A 16,167-nucleotide genomic window follows, 5' to 3' on the forward strand; every position below is an offset into this window, starting at 1 on the left:
GTCCCGTCTTTTGAAAAATTACACAAAAGCCTGCCGAAACATTATTTTCTTGCGACAGACAAACCCGGGGTCACATAGCTAAAATGTCGCGCTTCCGCAAGAGTGTGATTCCCGTGAAACAATAATCAACGCTTGCAATTCGGGAATTTGATTTGATCCTTGACTTTAACACGCTACCTTGAGAGCAGGATTGCACGCGCTTCCGCAGGAGAATGATATGACCGAGACCGCCCGCACCACGATCGATGCTTCTGAAATCGAGCATTTTTCGCGCATTGCTGCGCAATGGTGGGACCCGCAGGGCAAGTTTCGTCCGCTACACAAATTTAATCCGACACGCCTGACCTATATCAAGGAAAAAGTCTGCGAAAAATTCAATCGCGACCCGAACAGCCCCCGGCCTTTTGAAGGCCTGCGCTTTCTCGATATTGGTTGCGGTGGTGGGCTTTTGTGCGAACCCATGTCACGTCTTGGCGCAACGGTAATTGGCGCCGATGCATCCGAAACCAATATTGAAGTGGCAAAGATTCACGCTGCCCAAAGCGGTGTCGAAGTCGATTATCGCGCAACGACTGCCGAAGCGCTGGCCGATGCTGGCGAAAAATTCGATGTGGTACTCAACATGGAAGTGGTCGAACATGTCTCCGACGTTGATCTTTTCATGTCGGCGACCAGCGAAATGGTAAAGCCCGGCGGATTGATGTTCGTTGCCACCATCAACCGCACGCTTAAAGCCTATGGCCTTGCAATCATCGGGGCCGAATATGTGCTGCGCTGGCTGCCACGCGGCACGCATCAATTTGAGAAGCTGGTGCGCCCAGAAGAACTGGAATCAGCCTTTTCCAAAGCGGGCTTAACCTTGATCGATAAGCTGGGTGTAACTTACAATCCGCTTGCCGACAGCTGGAGCCGTTCACGCGATACCGATGTGAACTACATGGTTCTAGCAGAACGTCCTCAGTAATTAGCGCCTTTGGGCTTTCGTCGTCAGCACCACACCAAAGGCGATGACGACAGCACCAATCCATGTGAGTGGCGGATAGTTTTCACCAAGAAACAACGTGCCTGAAATAAGGCCGAGCGCCGCTGCGACATAACCAATCTGGCTCAAATAAACCGGCCCACCAACTGCCTGTAGCCGGAAGAAAAGAGCAAACATGCCCGCCGCCGCAATCCCTTGCGCCACAGCAGTCATTGGCGCGAGAGCCAGTGTCTCAATCGGGAAATTACCGCTAAACAGCAAAACCCCGATAAACAGCATCACCGCCGCTGCAAGATGACTGCCCGCAGCAAGCTCAGTCGGATCAGCATTTTTCGGCCAGTCGAGGGTGCGATAGACATTTCCCATCGCCAGAAATACCGGAATGAGAAGCGCTAAACCAATCCAAAGGGGATCGGCAGGCTTTCCCACTTCGCCACGCGTCATCGCAACCATGATTGCACCAATAAAGCCCACGACAATGCCGGCAATCCCGAGCGCATTCGGGCGACGCAGGCCAAAGCCCATAGAAATCAGAAGCGTGATCACAGGCGACAGCGTGTACATAATTCCCGTGAAACCAGCACCAAGTCGCGGGATCGCAGACAAGATTAAAAGGTTTGGCAGTGTATAGGAAATTGCCGCCGTGCAGATATAATAGCGCAATCTCCCGCCCGAAAAGCCGACACGCTTTTTATTCAAAAGCATGACCAGCAGCAGAATGACCCCGGCACTTGCTGAGAAAAGAAATGTCCAGATTGCCGGCGGAATGCCTGCTTCCGCAGCAATCTTACCAAGTGGCAAAATAAGACCCAGTAACGTGCCGGTCGTAAGCAACAAAAAAGGCGCAGAATACATAAGTTTCATGCGCCTGATCTCCTACGCATTCACAATTTTAATTAGTTCTTATCTTCCGGAAAAACAGGCAACGGCATCACTTCGACACCATCCTCGATAAGAGAATGAACATCTTCCTTGGAGGCTTCGCCGTAAATCCCACGCGCTTCAGTTTCACCGAAATGAATTTTACGCGCTTCTTCGGCAAACTGATCGCCAACATAATCCGCGTTTTCACGGACCTTGCGACTCAACTCCCGCATTTGCTCCAGCACCTGTTTCTGCGCCTGATCCATGGCAATCGCTACCTGCTCTTTTGAGCGGCTGGTGGAGACGGCAGGCGCCATCAACGACTTTTGGATTTCCGGCGAGTTGCACACAGGACAAGAAACAAGCCTTCGCTCCGACTGCCGGTCGAAATCAGCATTGTCGCGAAACCAGCCTTCAAACTCATGGCCGTGATCGCAATGAAGCGAAAAGCGGATCATGGATTATGCGTCCTTTTTTTCATGCGAAACTTTTATTGAAAACTCGCGCGCATTCTTGAGGTTTGGCACTTTGGCACGTGCTGCCACACTTTCCGAAACGTCGATGTCGGCAATGATCACACCCGGCTCATCATGGGCCGCTTCCGCCAGAACCTTGCCCCACGGAGAAACGATTAGCGAATGACCATAGGTCTCGCGACCATCTTCATGCACACCGCCCTGAGCTGCAGAAATCAGGAATGCACCATTTTCAATCGCACGCGCACGCTGCAAAACATGCCAGTGCGCTTCACCCGTCTGGCGTGTGAAAGCAGCTGGTCCGGTAATCACATTGGCACCCGCCAGCGCCTGCGCGCGAAACAGTTGCGGGAAACGAATATCGTAGCAGATCGCCATGCCAACTTTGGCAAAAGGCAATTCGGCAATCACCGTTTCCTTGCCCGGCTCATAGGTCGCCGATTCGCGCCAGCTTTCGCCATTGTCGAGATCGACATCAAACATATGAACCTTGTCATAGGTCACAATCTTCTCACCAGAAGGCGCAAAGATGCCGCCACGATTGGCAATCTTACCATCACCGGCTGCAATAGCCGTTGAACCAATATGCAGAAATATGCCGTGCTTCTTTGCAAGTGCCGATGCAGCTTTGAAGACAAGGTCTTCATTTTCATCGCGCAGACTTGCAAAAAGCGCTGTACGATCGCGCATCAGCGCGCCGGTCATCTCAGGTGTTTGCACATAGTGAGCACCCTTTGCCGCAGCATCGGAAACGAGAGTTTCCAGTGCTTCAACATTGCGGACAATGTCAGTCCCCGAACGCATCTGAATAGCAGCAGCGCGAAAAGTGCTCATAGGTGTCTCCCCCATCATGATGTTAGTTTAGTTCGCCAGTCGCAAGCAGGCCGTCAAGCTTGCCTGCATTGTCGAGAGCAAAGAGATCATCGCAACCGCCAACATGCACAGTACCGACAAAAATCTGCGGGAAGGTATTACGACCCGAACGTTCCTGCATTTCTGCTCGCAGTTCAGGTGTGGCGCCCGCATTGATCTCAACGAACTCAACGCCCTTGTTCTTGAGAAGGCCAACGGCACGTGTGCAATAAGGGCAGCCGGGACGGGTGTAGATGGTAATATCAGTCATGAAAAACTCCATTCGTTGCCCACTATATAAGTAGCAAAACCACGATCTGGAAGCCCCTTATCTCTTCACAAAGCTGTATTCAGGTGTCAGGCAGAACCCGGCTGAATGTGAGTACATCAACGCTCTTTGCACCGCCGCGCAACAGCGCGCGTGTGGCGGCCTTTACCGTTGATCCCGTGGTATAAACATCATCGATCAGCAAAACCCGCCGCCCACGCACATGAATTTCTTGCTCTTTCGGCACGCGAAAAGCGCCATCGACATTGCGCTTGCGTTCTTTCAAGCCAAGCCCGATTTGCTGATCAGTCCTCCGAATACGCTTAAGCGCCTGTGGTTCAAAGGGCTTACCATTTAACCGCGCCAACGTGCGTGCCAGCTCAGCCGACTGGTTAAATCGACGCGACCAAAACCGCCATTTGTGCAAAGGCACCGGCAGAATAACGTCGCATTCATCGAGCAATTCTCGTCCCGAGCGCTGCATCCATCTCGCCATCCAAGGCGCAAGATCAGTTCGATCATGAAATTTCAGCGCCACAGCCATGCGTTGCGCAGCACCACGATGCAGCACTGCTGAACGCAAACGTCGAAACGGCGGCGGATCAGCAATCGCTTCCGCACTCATGAAATTCTCGCCAAAGTCGTGATTAAACGGAATTCCAAGCACCGGACAATAGGGCTTTTCGATAAAGCGCAGTTGCGACCAGCATTGCGGACATAGCGTCCCCGGCTCGGAAACCTGAATGCGACATCCAATACAACTGGCCGGATAAAGAATATCGGATGAATAGCGCAAGCCTTTGCGTGCCGCGCTAAGCGCGTGCGCTTTCAGCCTCAACAACAAGCTTTGATGCGATCTGTCGTCATCAACCATTGCATTCGCCCCCGTTCGAATGCATTTACGCCTGTATCTATATTACCGACGTATATCCGAAAGAGAAGACGGAATCGCAATGGCCGCTCCTTCACCTGCCCAATTGTCTGAAAACGCGATCTTTGATCGCGATCTCCAGCTGGCGTTTCGCCGCCGTGCTATTAAACGTGCGATTCCGGGAGCAGACTTCATTTTGCAAAGGGCCGCAGAGGACTTGGAGGACCGGCTGGATGCAGTGACCCGTCGTTTCCCGGTTGCGGTCGATCTTGCGGGGCATAATGGCCTTGCGGCGAGCGCCATTGCACGCTCTGGCAAGGCGGATATGATTTTGCGCATCGAACGCGATGCAGCCTTCCTCAATAGCCCCTTCCCGGCAGTCGTTGCCGATGACGAGGCCCTGCCGTTAAAACCGCAAAGCGCCGATCTCATCGTTTCACTTCTGTCGCTGCACTCGACCAATGACACACCGGGCGCAATGATCCAAATTGCGCGTGCATTAAAGCCGGATGGTCTTTTTCTCGCAGCGCTCAACGGCAATGGCACACTGGGCGAATTGCGCGAAAGCCTTTTGCAGGCGGAAATAGAATTAACCGGCGGCGCTTCGCCCCGTGTTTTTCCATTTGCTGATGTGCGCGAAGTTGGCGGTCTTTTGCAACGGGCAGGTTTTGCACTGCCGGTAACCGATGTTGATAACGTGACAGTGCGTTATGACAGCATTTTCAATCTGATGGCCGATCTTCGCGCCATGGGTATGCAGAATGTATTGCGCGACCGCTCGCATAAGCCTGTATCGCGGCGACTTTTCCTGCGCGCGGCGGAAATCTATGCCGAACGCTTCAGCGATCCTGACGGGCGTATCCGTGCAACATTCTCGACAATCTGGCTGTCGGGCTGGGCACCGCACGAATCACAGCAAAAGCCACTGAAACCCGGCTCTGCCAAGGCTTCACTGGCTGATGCACTTAAAAACGTGGAGTAAGGTGTTTCCAGCAAAAATGTGAAGCAGCTTTGCGTTCGGAAACACGAAAAATCAAAAATGTTTAGCAATCGCCCGTTTGCGTGCCATCTGGATCGATGACGCAGATAGGCCTTACAGGCGCTTTTCGCGCAACAACGGTGTCGCGTGCAATCGATCCTGTCATGGTGCGATCAATACCAGCCGGAAGAACAGACTGTGCCGCAAGCTTGTTTGCCTGATCGTTCAGAATAGGAACGATGATCAATGCAAGGGCAACCGCTGCGGAGCCAAACAAAAGAACAACTCGCAATATTCCACGACCGGCTTTTGTGAACGATCCCGGCTTATATTCGTTATGATCTGCACTAAAATAATTGTTGTCAAAACCCATGACATAAAACTCCGCGGCACTTGGTTTTCAAGAATGCCGGAACGGAGTGAATCATCGATTAACGCACAGGGTTAACGACAACAGATTGGCAACTATTTTAGAGCTTTCCACAGGGTCATAGCAAATCGATCAGAAATGGGATCAGCGGCTCATCAGCGGGCGGCATCGGATAGTCGCGCATATCCTTCGGACGCACCCATTTCAGCGCCTGTCCTTCCAGTCCCTGCGCCACACCTTCAAAGCGACGGCAGACATAAAGCGGCATCAAAAGATGAAAATCATCGTAAGTGTGGCTGGCAAAGGTCAGTGGTGCAAGACACGCCACTTTTGTCGTAACACCGATCTCTTCCTGCAGTTCGCGGATAAGCGTTTCTTCGGGTGTTTCACCGGCTTCTACCTTGCCGCCGGGGAACTCCCAGAGACCGGCAAGCGACTTGCCTTCAGGGCGCTGTGCCAACAGCACACGCCCATCAGCGTCCACCAGTGCGCATGCCGCAACCAGCACGATACGACGCGATTTTAATTCGCTCATTTCTCATTGCTCTCCCGATAGCCGTAGCGATAGGCTTCCTGAAAGCCGAAGCGCTCATAAAGCGCAAGCCCTGCCACATTATCCGCCTCAATCTGAAGCCAGGCTTTTTTCGCACCCAGCTGCTTTGCCCATTTGAGCGTGGAGCCGATTATAGCGCGACCATGACCAGCGCGGCGCGCATCCGGCAAGGTGCCAACATCGAACAATCCGGCCATTGCACCATCCTGCACGCAAAGCACATTGGAGACTGCACGACCGCCCTCTTCGAGGATGAACATGCCCTTGGTTGGACGAATGCCATCAAGCAACTCGGAAAAACCCGGACGAAGTTCAGCGGGACGTCCGTGGATGATTAGCGAAGCCTCGACAAAGCGGCCAATATCTTTGAGCGGAATCTGATCGCGCTCCTGCGACAGATCAAGTTCGTCAAGATTGACCGTCATGACAATGGTTTCGTCCTGCCGCTTCCATCCCAAACCTTCGAGATAATCTTCAAGCTCAACAGGGGCCAGGGGCGAAAGCCTGAAACACGGAACCCGCCCATAGGTGCGAAAGCGCTGAGAAACCAGTTCCACACGCGCAGGAATATCGCGCGTATCGCCCGGATCCAGCGGATTGACCGAATTAAGACGCTTGGAGGGATGCGCCGCCGTCATGCGTATCGCCCATGTTCCGTCATAATGAACGGATGTGGCAGGCCATGCGCGAAAGCCCACGGCCTCAAGCTGGCGAACAATTGCAAGACTTGGCATGTTCAAATTCTCTCCCGTGTTTCGGAGTTCCAGTGTGCCGAAAATAGTGGTCTTCGAGAACCGGAGCGGAGTGTACTTTAAAGGTACATGAGCACCGGAATCGCAGAAGAACGCTATTTGCAGGCCACTGCAACCCGAAACATTAGCTTCTGTAGTCGCCATTGATCGCGACATATTCCTTGGTCAGATCGCAAGTCCAGACGGTAGCTTTGCCATTGCCGATACCAAGGTCAACGCGAATGAGAATATCCTCTCCCTGCATGTAAGCCGATGTCGCATCCTCGGAATAAGCCGGATCGCGCTCGCCCAGATGCGCCACACGAATATCGCCAAACCAGATTGCCAGCAAATCGCGATCAGCAGGTTCGCCTGCCTTGCCGACAGCCATGACAACACGGCCCCAATTGGCGTCTTCACCAGCAACAGCAGTCTTGACCAGCGGTGAGTTGGCAATCGAAAGCGCAATCTTCTTGGCGGATTCGGCGGATTTCGCACCTGTCACTTCCACTTCGACCATCTTGCGCGCGCCTTCGCCATCACGCACGACCTGAAGGGCGAGTGACTTCAACACGCGAGCCAATGCCTTTTCAAATTCACCCAAACGCTCGTCGGAAGCATCGGTAACTTCCTGTGCCCCATGTGCGGCAGCGGAACCCGTTGCAAACAACATTAGCGTGTCGGATGTCGATGTATCGCTATCGACCGTGACCGCATTAAATGTTGAACCCACGCCTTTGGAAAGCAGGATTTGCAACACATCAGACTTGATCGGCGCATCGGTCACGACAAACGAAAGCATGGTCGCCATGTCCGGCGCGATCATGCCTGCACCCTTGGCGATACCGTTGATCGTCACACGAACCTGACCAAGAAGCACGGTTTCGGTTGCCACCTTCGGATAGGTATCGGTCGTCATGATGGCCTTGGCAGCCTCTGTCCAGAAATCATCAGAGGCAGACACTGCCATATCATCAAGAAGTCCGGAAAACTTCGACGCATCGAGTGGCTCGCCGATAACGCCGGTCGAGGCGAGAAACACATCTGTGGTATCGCAGCCAACGGCTTTGGCTGCAGCAATCGCCGTTGCTTCGGTCGCTTCGCGACCCTTGAGGCCGGTGAAAGCATTGGCATTACCCGAATTAACCACCACAGCGCGCGCGCGCCCATGCACGAGATTTTTTCGGCAGAAATCAACCGGTGCAGACGGGCAGAGCGAACGGGTGAACACACCGGCCACTTCGGCAGGCTTGTCGAACACCATTAACATGACATCCGTACGGCCCTTATATTTGATACCGGCAGCAGCGGTTGCGATGCGCACGCCGTCAATGACCGGCATAGCAGGATAATGTTTTGGGGCGAGCGGGGATACGGACGCAGACATGATTGCCTCAAAGAAGATACGGTTTGATTCTGCCGCATTGGAAAGGTTTGCGGCGTAAAATCAAGTGAGAACTAAATTTAGATAAAAAAACGCCCCGCATTGCGGGGCGTTTTCAGTGATTTAAACATTACTGCTGCGGCTGGGCTGCATCCGGTGCGTCGCCATTTTCGGCAGCTTCCTGCGCTGCGGCTGCTTCCTTCATCGCTTTATCGACGGCAGGATCCTTATAATCGATCTTGAGGCCATCGCGCAGCTTCTTGACTGTTTCGACATAACGCTCGCGCATGATGATCGAACGAATCTGATCGGAAACCTGATCAAATGCCGGTGGCTGCTTGGTGCGGCGATCTTCAAGCTGAATGACGTGGAAACCGAACTGCGACTGAACAGGCTCCTTGGTATATTCCCCTGGCTTGAGCGCAAAAGCTGCCTTTTCAAACTCAGGTACCATCTGGCCTTCACCGAAGTAACCAAGATCGCCACCATTGGCAGCAGTGCCATCGGTCGAGCTTTCCTTGGCAAGATCTTCAAACTTCGCACCACCTTCAAGCTTCTTGATGATGGCTTCCGCTTCTTCCTTGGTCTTCACGAGAATGTGACGGGCACGCACTTCGGTCTGTGGAGGAATAGATGCGATTTCCTTGTCGTAACGCGCACGAACATCGGCATCGGAAATCTTGTCGACAACCTCATCCTTGAAATATTCGTTGTGCAGGGCGCGTTCGCGCAAAAATTCCATGCGGCTCTTGAAATCATCGCTCTGGTCGAGCTTCTGCTTGGTCGCTTCCTCAGCCATCGCCTTGATGTCGATAAGCGCTGCGAGAGCAGCCAGACGGCGCTGCTCGGCCGGCAGACGTGCGAACTGAGGATCAAGGTCGCCAGCGGCCTGATCAACTTCACCAATGGTAATATCCTTACCATTTACAGTGGCGAGAACCTTTGCAGGATCTTCGGAGGCAGCAGCAGATTGCGCTGTTTCAGCTGGCTTCGCTGCATCCTGCGCGAAAACGGCATTGCCGGAAAATCCTGCCAATGCAACGGTGGTTGCAAGAATAGCAAGAGCCTTGCGGGATGGGGCTTTGAGAATGGCGTTCATATGAGATTCTCTCCTTCGAGACCGCCTAACGGCCCCATTAATGCGGCAGAATTTGGCCCTAAAACACACTAAACCGTGAGAAAAGACAGGTTTTTCGACATACAGAGCAACATTGACATCGCTTGAAGCCCCTCTTATCTGTCCTTCGTCTTGTCGTCCAGTAAGCGGCGGGTCAAATTGCGCTAAAAATGCGCCGTATATGGCTGCGTTAACAGCGTAGTTTTCTTGCATTTGTTTCAATACGCGTGAATAAAGCATTCGACAAAGCATTCTCGGCAAAAATGCGAAGCGGTTTTGCTTCCGAAAATGCGACAGATCAAAGAGTTAGAGCCTTTCGATATAATCGATAAGGGCTATGACGCCGGAAGCGCTTCCGGCTGAACGGACAGGAAAGGACCAGGAATGGTCAGCTTTGGCGGCCTCGCCCGCAAGATATTCGGTTCATCCAACGACCGCCATGTGAAATCATTGCGGGTTCGTGCAGAACAGATTACTGCGCTTGAGAAGAATTACGAAGCCCTTACTGATGAACAGCTCCAGGCGAAGACTGCGGAATTTCGCGCGCAACTCGCAGAAGGTAAAAAGCTGGATGCGCTTCTTCCCGATGCTTTTGCAACGGCGCGTGAAGCCGCAAAGCGCGTGCTTGGTATGCGACCCTTCGATGTACAGCTGATCGGTGGCATGGTTCTGCACGAACGCGGCATCGCTGAAATGCGTACCGGTGAAGGCAAAACGCTGATGGCAACCCTGCCTGTCTACCTCAACGCTCTTGAAGGCAAGGGCGTTCATGTGGTGACGGTCAATGATTACCTCGCCAGCCGCGATGCCGAAACCATGGGTAAGCTTTACAACTTCCTCGGTCTGACCGTTGGCGTGATTAAACATGGCCTTGATGATGGTGAGCGCCAGGCAAATTATGCCTGCGACATCACTTATGCGACCAACAACGAGCTCGGCTTTGATTATCTGCGCGATAATATGAAATATGAGCGCGGCCAGATGGTTCAGCGCGGCCATAACTATGCCATCGTCGACGAAGTGGATTCGATCCTAATCGACGAAGCACGTACACCACTGATTATTTCCGGCCCGCTGGAAGACCGTTCCGAGTTCTACAACCTTATCGACACTTTCATTCCAGCACTTGAGCCGGAAGATTACGAAGTTGATGAAAAGCAGAAAACGGCAATCTTCACCGAGGTTGGCACTGAAAAAGTTGAACAGCTGCTGGAAGCCGCAGGGCACTTGAAGGGTGAAAGCCTTTACGACATCGAGAATGTCTCGGTCGTGCATCACCTGAACAATGCGCTTCGTGCGCACAAGCTGTTCCAGCGCGACAAGGATTACATTGTCCGCACAGACGAAATCGTCATCATCGACGAATTCACTGGCCGTATGATGCCGGGCCGCCGTTTCTCGGAAGGCCTTCATCAGGCACTCGAAGCCAAGGAACATGTGACCATCCAGCCTGAAAACCAGACGCTGGCTTCGATTACCTTCCAGAACTACTTCCGCATGTATACCAAGCTCTCCGGTATGACCGGTACGGCTGCGACAGAAGCGGAAGAATTCGGCAATATTTACGGCCTCGAAGTTCTCGAAATTCCGACCAATCTGCCCGTTAAGCGCCTCGACGAAGACGATGAAGTGTATCGCACCGTCGAAGAAAAATACAAAGCCATCGTGCGCGATATTCACGCTTCGCACGAAAAGGGCCAGCCTGTTCTCGTCGGAACGACCTCGATTGAAAAATCGGAGCAACTTGCAGAACGTCTTCGCAAGGAAGGCGTTAAAGACTTCCAGGTTCTCAATGCGCGTTATCACGAGCAGGAAGCTTTCATTATCGCACAGGCCGGCGTTCCCGGTGCAGTCACCATCGCCACCAATATGGCTGGTCGCGGTACAGATATTCAGCTTGGCGGTAATCTTGAAATGCGCGTTCAGCGAGAGCTTTCGGATATACCGGAAGGTCCAGAGCGCACTGCCAAAATCACCGAGATCAAGGCTGATATTGCACGACTGAAGGAAAAGGCGCTGGCTGCTGGCGGACTTTATGTTCTCGCCACCGAACGCCATGAAAGCCGCCGTATCGATAACCAGCTTCGCGGTCGTTCAGGCCGTCAGGGCGATCCGGGCCGTTCGAAATTCTTCCTGTCGCTTCAGGACGATTTGATGCGTATTTTCGGCTCCGACCGTATGGACGGCATGCTGCAAAAACTCGGCCTCAAGGAAGACGAAGCCATCGTCCATCCATGGATCAATAAGGCGCTTGAAAAGGCGCAGACCAAGGTTGAAGCACGTAACTTCGAGATCCGAAAGAACCTGCTTAAGTACGACGATGTGATGAATGATCAGCGTAAGGTGATCTTCGAGCAACGTCTTGAAATCATGGACGAAGAAAACCTGACCGACATCGTGAGCGAAATGCGTCACGAAGTCATCGAGGATATGGTAACCCTTCGTATCCCTAAAGATGCCTATGTGGAAAAGTGGGATATTGCTGGTCTCAAGGACGATGTCCTCACCAAGCTCAACCTTGTTCTTCCGATTGAGGATTGGGCCAAGGAAGAAGGCATTGCTGAAGAAGAGTTCGAAGCCCGCATCAAGGAAGCTGCCGATAAGGCCGCAGCCGAAAAGGCAGAACGCTTCGGTCCGCAGATCATGACCTATATCGAAAAGTCAGTGATCATGCAGTCGCTGGATAATCTTTGGCGCGAACATCTGGTTAATCTCGACCATCTGCGTTCAGTCGTTGGCTTCCGTGGTTACGCACAGCGCGATCCGCTCAACGAATACAAGACCGAAGGATTTGAGCTGTTCCAAGCACTTCTCGCAAACCTGCGCGAAGTGGTCATTACCCAGCTCATGCGTGTTGAAATCGTTCGTGAAGCACCGCCAGAACCAGAGCTTCCGCCAATGACCGGCGTCCATATCGACGGCACCACCGGCGAAAACGACTTTGACGAAAACTCATGGGCGGAGCATCAGCAGGACGAACGTATCATCCCTGCATCCGAGCGCGATCCTGCCGAGCCTAAGACATGGGGCAAAGTCAGCCGCAACGAAGCTTGCCCTTGCGGTTCTGGAAAGAAATACAAGCATTGCCACGGTGCTTTTGAATAAACACTGACTGGATAATGCAAATTGACACGGAAACCCGGCGCGCAATCGCCGGGTTTTATTTTAGGAGTTGTAATAAAGCGCCTCTTTAATCAGAACTTGAGCAAGCACTGATATATTCACAAAGTAATTACCATTTTTTAGAATTTGGCTTCCCTTTGACAGGAGGGGACGTTTCTTTTTACCTTTATAAAGAACTGGCATCTAATGTTCGGCCATTGCAGAGCGGCAAAATACCGAATGCAATTAAAAGATGGCTCCATAGGTCATCAGAAATAGCGGACCTAAATCAGGGATCGCAATAACAGGGTTGGCAACGAGTGCGTTTTTCTGCCGCGAAAGCAGCGAGCCGGGTTTTGCCCGGCAGGGTCGCAACGAGGCTTCGTCCATTGACGGAGTTCGCCGATGCTATTTTGCTGGGAAAAGGATCACAAGCGAGCGCTCAGCGTTCATCGCTGCTGGCTTTCTCCGTGCGCGTCGCAAGTGCAGCAATTGCTCTTCTTTCGCAGGTCATTCTCGCGCGCTGGATGGGCGAATTCCAGTACGGCATTTTCGTACTTGTCTGGCTGACAATGATTATCATCGGTGATCTGGCCTGCTTTGGCCTGCACACCACCATCATCCGCTATGTGCCGGAATATATTCAACGCAATCTGTTCAAACCGTTGCGCGGCATCCTTTATACAGGTCGCCTTTTTGCAGCAGTGTCAGCAACAGCAATAGCGCTCCTCGGCGCGGTCTTGCTGTTGGCCTTCAAAGATCACGTCGAAGGTTATTATCTTATTCCGTTTATTCTTGGTTTTATCTGTCTGCCAATGATTGCGCTTGGTAATATGCTCGATGGCATTGCCCGCTCGCGCACCTGGATCATGATGGCGCTGACGCCGAGCTACATTATCCGTCCGCTTCTCGTGCTTATTTTCATGATCACGGCGCATGCGGCGGGACTGCCTTCAACGGCGGTAACAGCGCTTGGCATTTCCATAATCGCGACTTGGCTCACAACAATCGCCCAATTGCTCACACTTGATCGCTCGCTTGCAATGGACATTCCGTCCGGGGAAAAGGAAATACGGTTGGGCGAATGGATGAAGGTTGCGCTGCCGATCTTCTTCGTCGAAGGCTTCTTCTTTCTTTTGATCAATGTCGATGTGCTGATGGTCGGTCACGCCATGGACCCGCAGCATGTGGCCATCTATTTTGCTACCACCAAAATCATGGCGCTGGCACATTTCGTCTATTTTGCGGTCAAGGCAAGTGTTGCACAGCGCTATTCCGAGCTTCTACACAGTGGCAACCACACCGAATTTGCAGATTTTGCAGAAGCCTCGACCCGCTGGACATTCTGGCCGACACTGTTTCTGGGTCTTGTCATTCTCGCAACGGGCTATCCGCTGCTGATGCTTTTTGGCGATGCTTTCACGCAAGGCTATCCGCTTCTGTTCATCCTGATTATCGGTGTGATTGCGCGTGCAAGCGTCGGCCCTGCCGAAAGCCTGCTCAACATGTCAGGCAAGCAGAATATCTGCGCCCTGCTTTATGCAATCACACTCGCCGTGAATGTTACCCTCAACTTCATTCTCATTCCACGTTTTGGTCTAATGGGAGCGGCATTCTCGACCGCTTTTTCGATGGTTCTTGAAGCCGCTCTGCTTTCGACCGCCGTGCACCGCACAATGCAAATCACTATGTTCATTTTTATTCCGCGAAATCGTAGACCGGATGCTCGCGCCAATGCCTCTGAGGAGACTTTGTAATGGCCGCAAAACCCTTGCTTGAGGAATCCGCAGGTGGACACACCGCACGCATCATTTCGCAACTCTCCGAAACCGTTCCAGCCATGGATGCAACGAAGCGGCTGGAGGAAAGCCTCAACAGCCGTGCGATTCCGCGCAAGCTCGCAATCTATGGCGCATCGGCTGGCTTTGAATTGCGCGACGAACTTGATCACCTAAGCAGCCGCACGGTTGAGCCAAATATCTTCTTCAATGCACGCTTTCTTGCGCCCGCAATGCCACGTCTTGAAGATCGTGAAGTGCGTTTCATGGTTATGCGTGATGAAAACGAACTGCGCAGCCGCCTGCGCTTCGTCATGCCCTATACGATCGAACGTCCCGGCCTTCCGCTTTCATCGCCGGTTATTCGTGCCTGGGCCACGCCATTCGGTCCGCAGGGCACACCGCTGATTGATCACGACGATCCTTTGGGCGTTCTTGAAGATCTGTTCGATATTCTGGCTCGTGATCATATCAGAATGCCGGAAGTTCTCGTTCTGCCAGAAATGCGCGCCGATGGTCCGGTTGCAAAGCTTATCCGCTCGGTTGCGGTCGGACGACAATTGCCCATCGTTTCCATTGAACACAAGGAACGGCCATTCCTTGAAAGCAATCTTGATGGCGAAACTTATGTTAAACAAGCCATCGGTCCGCATCACCGCCGAGAATATAGCCGCCTATGGCGCCGTCTCGCAGACAAAGGCGAACTCAAACATTGCATCGCCCGCACACCCGATGAAGTGCGTTTTGCATTCGAACATTTTCTGACGTTGGAAGCCAGTGGATGGAAAGGTCGTCGCGGCACCGCAATGGCGGTTGATCGTTTCCGTGCGGCTTTCGCGCGTGAAGCAGTCAACAATCTTGCCGAGCGTGATTGCGTGCGAATCCATACGCTTGAACTTGATGGCCGCGTGATTGCCATTCTGATCGTCTTCACAGTTTCAGGCGAAGCATGGACTTGGAAAACCGCCTATGATGAAACGCTTCAAGCCTATTCACCCGGCATGTTGCTGATGATTGAGGTGGTTAAAAATCATCTGGAAGACCCCAACATCATACGCACTGATTCTTGCGCCGTACCGGATCATCCGGTCATGTCACGCCTGTTTAAAGAGCATGAAACCATCGAAACACTTGTGGTGGGCCTTCATCCCGGCGCAGACAAGAATGTTCGGCAGGCAGCAGCGCAAATTCATCTCTATCAGCGTACACGCAATCTCACCCGTATCATTCGAAATCGCATCCGCAACTTCACAGAGCGGAAATAAATGCAGCACATTTACTTGAGAAATCATCAAGCTGTGGTATCATTTGTCTTGGGAGAGCGCCTGAAATATATTTTTGCGGGCGAAAAATGAGGGTCTGACATGATTGTTTTTGAGTTTTACTCAAGATCCATCAAGTATATGCATCAACGTGCCCCTCTTTCGCTGCTTCAAAAAAAACCACAGCGCCTCCTATGGGAAGGAGATGCGCTATGTTGGAATATTTCTCTTATCTGAAAACACTTGATCTCATCGTTTTGGGCTTTATTGCATTTCTGGTCTGCTGGAACATCGTCGAGCACAATCTTCGGCGCTAACGCGAATACATGTTTACAGCTTAAGGCAGCCATATTCACTTCGCGGAAAAACCTGAAACTATAATCAGTGAAGCCGCTTGAGGGCGATTGACCTTGTTTCGTTTAGCCGGTATATCCCTCCCCGCTGTCCGTTTTTGGACCATATCAAACTGCTTTGGCAGTTACGTGCGGGTGTGGTGGAACTGGTAGACGCGCCGGACTCAAAATCCGGTTCCGCAAGGAGTGTCGGTTCGATTCCGACCACCCGCACCACTTCCTCCT

The 16,167-nt window shown here is 52.4% G+C and carries 15 protein-coding genes and 1 tRNA gene; 6 read left to right on the forward strand and 10 right to left on the reverse strand.

Annotated features, from left to right (window positions below; genetic code table 11):
* Positions 1 to 217: 217 nt before the first annotated feature.
* Complete coding sequence (gene ubiG, locus CEV31_RS04215) at positions 218 to 964, forward strand: bifunctional 2-polyprenyl-6-hydroxyphenol methylase/3-demethylubiquinol 3-O-methyltransferase UbiG (RefSeq protein WP_094505648.1); 747 nt, start codon at positions 218 to 220, stop codon at positions 962 to 964.
* Here ubiG and CEV31_RS04220 read toward each other — a convergent pair whose 3' ends face one another.
* From CEV31_RS04220 to CEV31_RS04240, 5 genes are all read right to left on the reverse strand, one after another.
* A complete protein-coding gene (locus CEV31_RS04220) occupies positions 965 to 1,846 on the reverse strand; it encodes a DMT family transporter (protein ID WP_094505649.1) in 882 nt (293 codons plus the stop codon).
* A 32-nt stretch (positions 1,847 to 1,878) separates the two neighbouring features.
* A complete protein-coding gene (locus CEV31_RS04225; RefSeq protein WP_094505650.1) occupies positions 1,879 to 2,304 on the reverse strand; it encodes a DUF1178 family protein in 426 nt (141 codons plus the stop codon).
* 3 nt (positions 2,305 to 2,307) lie between these two features.
* Positions 2,308 to 3,156 carry a carbon-nitrogen hydrolase family protein gene (locus CEV31_RS04230; protein ID WP_094505651.1) on the reverse strand — a complete coding sequence of 283 codons (849 nt, stop codon included), beginning with the start codon at positions 3,154 to 3,156 and terminating at the stop codon, positions 2,308 to 2,310.
* A gap of 22 nt (positions 3,157 to 3,178) precedes the next feature.
* On the reverse strand, positions 3,179 to 3,445 hold the full coding sequence (grxC, locus tag CEV31_RS04235; protein ID WP_094505802.1) for a glutaredoxin 3: 267 nt from the start codon (positions 3,443 to 3,445) through the stop codon (positions 3,179 to 3,181).
* Positions 3,446 to 3,524: 79 nt separating this feature from the next.
* Positions 3,525 to 4,316 (reverse strand): ComF family protein, encoded by a 792-nt coding sequence (locus CEV31_RS04240; RefSeq protein WP_094505652.1) that lies wholly within the window; start codon positions 4,314 to 4,316, stop codon positions 3,525 to 3,527.
* A 79-nt stretch (positions 4,317 to 4,395) separates the two neighbouring features.
* Between CEV31_RS04240 and CEV31_RS04245 the strand changes: the two genes are divergently transcribed.
* Positions 4,396 to 5,295, forward strand: coding sequence for a methyltransferase domain-containing protein (locus tag CEV31_RS04245; RefSeq protein WP_094505653.1), 900 nt, complete (start codon positions 4,396 to 4,398; stop codon positions 5,293 to 5,295).
* Positions 5,296 to 5,356: 61 nt separating this feature from the next.
* Here the strand turns inward: CEV31_RS04245 and CEV31_RS04250 are convergent, their stop codons facing one another.
* From CEV31_RS04250 to CEV31_RS04270, 5 genes are all read right to left on the reverse strand, one after another.
* Positions 5,357 to 5,665, reverse strand: a complete 309-nt coding sequence (locus tag CEV31_RS04250) for a hypothetical protein (RefSeq protein WP_094505654.1) — start codon at positions 5,663 to 5,665, stop codon at positions 5,357 to 5,359.
* 115 nt (positions 5,666 to 5,780) lie between these two features.
* The gene (mutT, locus tag CEV31_RS04255; RefSeq protein WP_094505655.1) at positions 5,781 to 6,197 is read right to left on the reverse strand and encodes an 8-oxo-dGTP diphosphatase MutT; all 417 of its coding nucleotides are present in this window, start codon (positions 6,195 to 6,197) and stop codon (positions 5,781 to 5,783) included.
* Positions 6,194 to 6,949: a GNAT family N-acetyltransferase gene (locus CEV31_RS04260; RefSeq protein WP_094505656.1), complete on the reverse strand. Its 756-nt coding sequence runs from the start codon at positions 6,947 to 6,949 to the stop codon at positions 6,194 to 6,196. Before CEV31_RS04260 ends, mutT begins: the two co-directional genes overlap by 4 nt.
* Before the next feature lie 142 nt (positions 6,950 to 7,091).
* Complete coding sequence (gene argJ / locus CEV31_RS04265; protein ID WP_094505657.1) at positions 7,092 to 8,333, reverse strand: bifunctional glutamate N-acetyltransferase/amino-acid acetyltransferase ArgJ; 1,242 nt, start codon at positions 8,331 to 8,333, stop codon at positions 7,092 to 7,094.
* A 127-nt stretch (positions 8,334 to 8,460) separates the two neighbouring features.
* The gene (locus tag CEV31_RS04270; protein WP_094505803.1) at positions 8,461 to 9,429 is read right to left on the reverse strand and encodes a peptidylprolyl isomerase; all 969 of its coding nucleotides are present in this window, start codon (positions 9,427 to 9,429) and stop codon (positions 8,461 to 8,463) included.
* 402 nt (positions 9,430 to 9,831) lie between these two features.
* Between CEV31_RS04270 and secA the strand changes: the two genes are divergently transcribed.
* From secA to CEV31_RS04295, 4 genes are all read left to right on the forward strand, one after another.
* Entirely contained in the window at positions 9,832 to 12,552 is a 2,721-nt protein-coding gene (gene secA / locus CEV31_RS04280; protein ID WP_094505658.1) for a preprotein translocase subunit SecA, read from the forward strand.
* Positions 12,553 to 12,869: 317 nt separating this feature from the next.
* Positions 12,870 to 14,306 (forward strand): lipopolysaccharide biosynthesis protein, encoded by a 1,437-nt coding sequence (locus CEV31_RS04285; protein ID WP_094505659.1) that lies wholly within the window; start codon positions 12,870 to 12,872, stop codon positions 14,304 to 14,306.
* Positions 14,306 to 15,592, forward strand: a complete 1,287-nt coding sequence (bspF, locus tag CEV31_RS04290; RefSeq protein ID WP_094505660.1) for a type IV secretion system effector crotonyl transferase BspF — start codon at positions 14,306 to 14,308, stop codon at positions 15,590 to 15,592. Before CEV31_RS04285 ends, bspF begins: the two co-directional genes overlap by 1 nt.
* A gap of 481 nt (positions 15,593 to 16,073) precedes the next feature.
* A tRNA-Leu gene (locus CEV31_RS04295) sits at positions 16,074 to 16,158 on the forward strand.
* Positions 16,159 to 16,167: the final 9 nt, after the last annotated feature.

This window comes from Brucella thiophenivorans, assembly GCF_002252445.1.
Taxonomy (GTDB): Bacteria; Pseudomonadota; Alphaproteobacteria; order Rhizobiales; family Rhizobiaceae; genus Brucella; species Brucella thiophenivorans.

Coding starts and splice junctions, on each gene's coding strand:
- ubiG (WP_094505648.1), top strand. CDS start 218: ATGACCGAGACCGCCCGCACCACGATCGATGCTTCTGAAATCGAGCAT.
- CEV31_RS04220 (WP_094505649.1), bottom strand. CDS start 1,846: ATGAAACTTATGTATTCTGCGCCTTTTTTGTTGCTTACGACCGGCACG.
- CEV31_RS04225 (WP_094505650.1), bottom strand. CDS start 2,304: ATGATCCGCTTTTCGCTTCATTGCGATCACGGCCATGAGTTTGAAGGC.
- CEV31_RS04230 (WP_094505651.1), bottom strand. CDS start 3,156: ATGAGCACTTTTCGCGCTGCTGCTATTCAGATGCGTTCGGGGACTGAC.
- grxC (WP_094505802.1), bottom strand. CDS start 3,445: ATGACTGATATTACCATCTACACCCGTCCCGGCTGCCCTTATTGCACA.
- CEV31_RS04240 (WP_094505652.1), bottom strand. CDS start 4,316: ATGGTTGATGACGACAGATCGCATCAAAGCTTGTTGTTGAGGCTGAAA.
- CEV31_RS04245 (WP_094505653.1), top strand. CDS start 4,396: ATGGCCGCTCCTTCACCTGCCCAATTGTCTGAAAACGCGATCTTTGAT.
- CEV31_RS04250 (WP_094505654.1), bottom strand. CDS start 5,665: ATGGGTTTTGACAACAATTATTTTAGTGCAGATCATAACGAATATAAG.
- mutT (WP_094505655.1), bottom strand. CDS start 6,197: ATGAGCGAATTAAAATCGCGTCGTATCGTGCTGGTTGCGGCATGCGCA.
- CEV31_RS04260 (WP_094505656.1), bottom strand. CDS start 6,949: ATGCCAAGTCTTGCAATTGTTCGCCAGCTTGAGGCCGTGGGCTTTCGC.
- argJ (WP_094505657.1), bottom strand. CDS start 8,333: ATGTCTGCGTCCGTATCCCCGCTCGCCCCAAAACATTATCCTGCTATG.
- CEV31_RS04270 (WP_094505803.1), bottom strand. CDS start 9,429: ATGAACGCCATTCTCAAAGCCCCATCCCGCAAGGCTCTTGCTATTCTT.
- secA (WP_094505658.1), top strand. CDS start 9,832: ATGGTCAGCTTTGGCGGCCTCGCCCGCAAGATATTCGGTTCATCCAAC.
- bspF (WP_094505660.1), top strand. CDS start 14,306: ATGGCCGCAAAACCCTTGCTTGAGGAATCCGCAGGTGGACACACCGCA.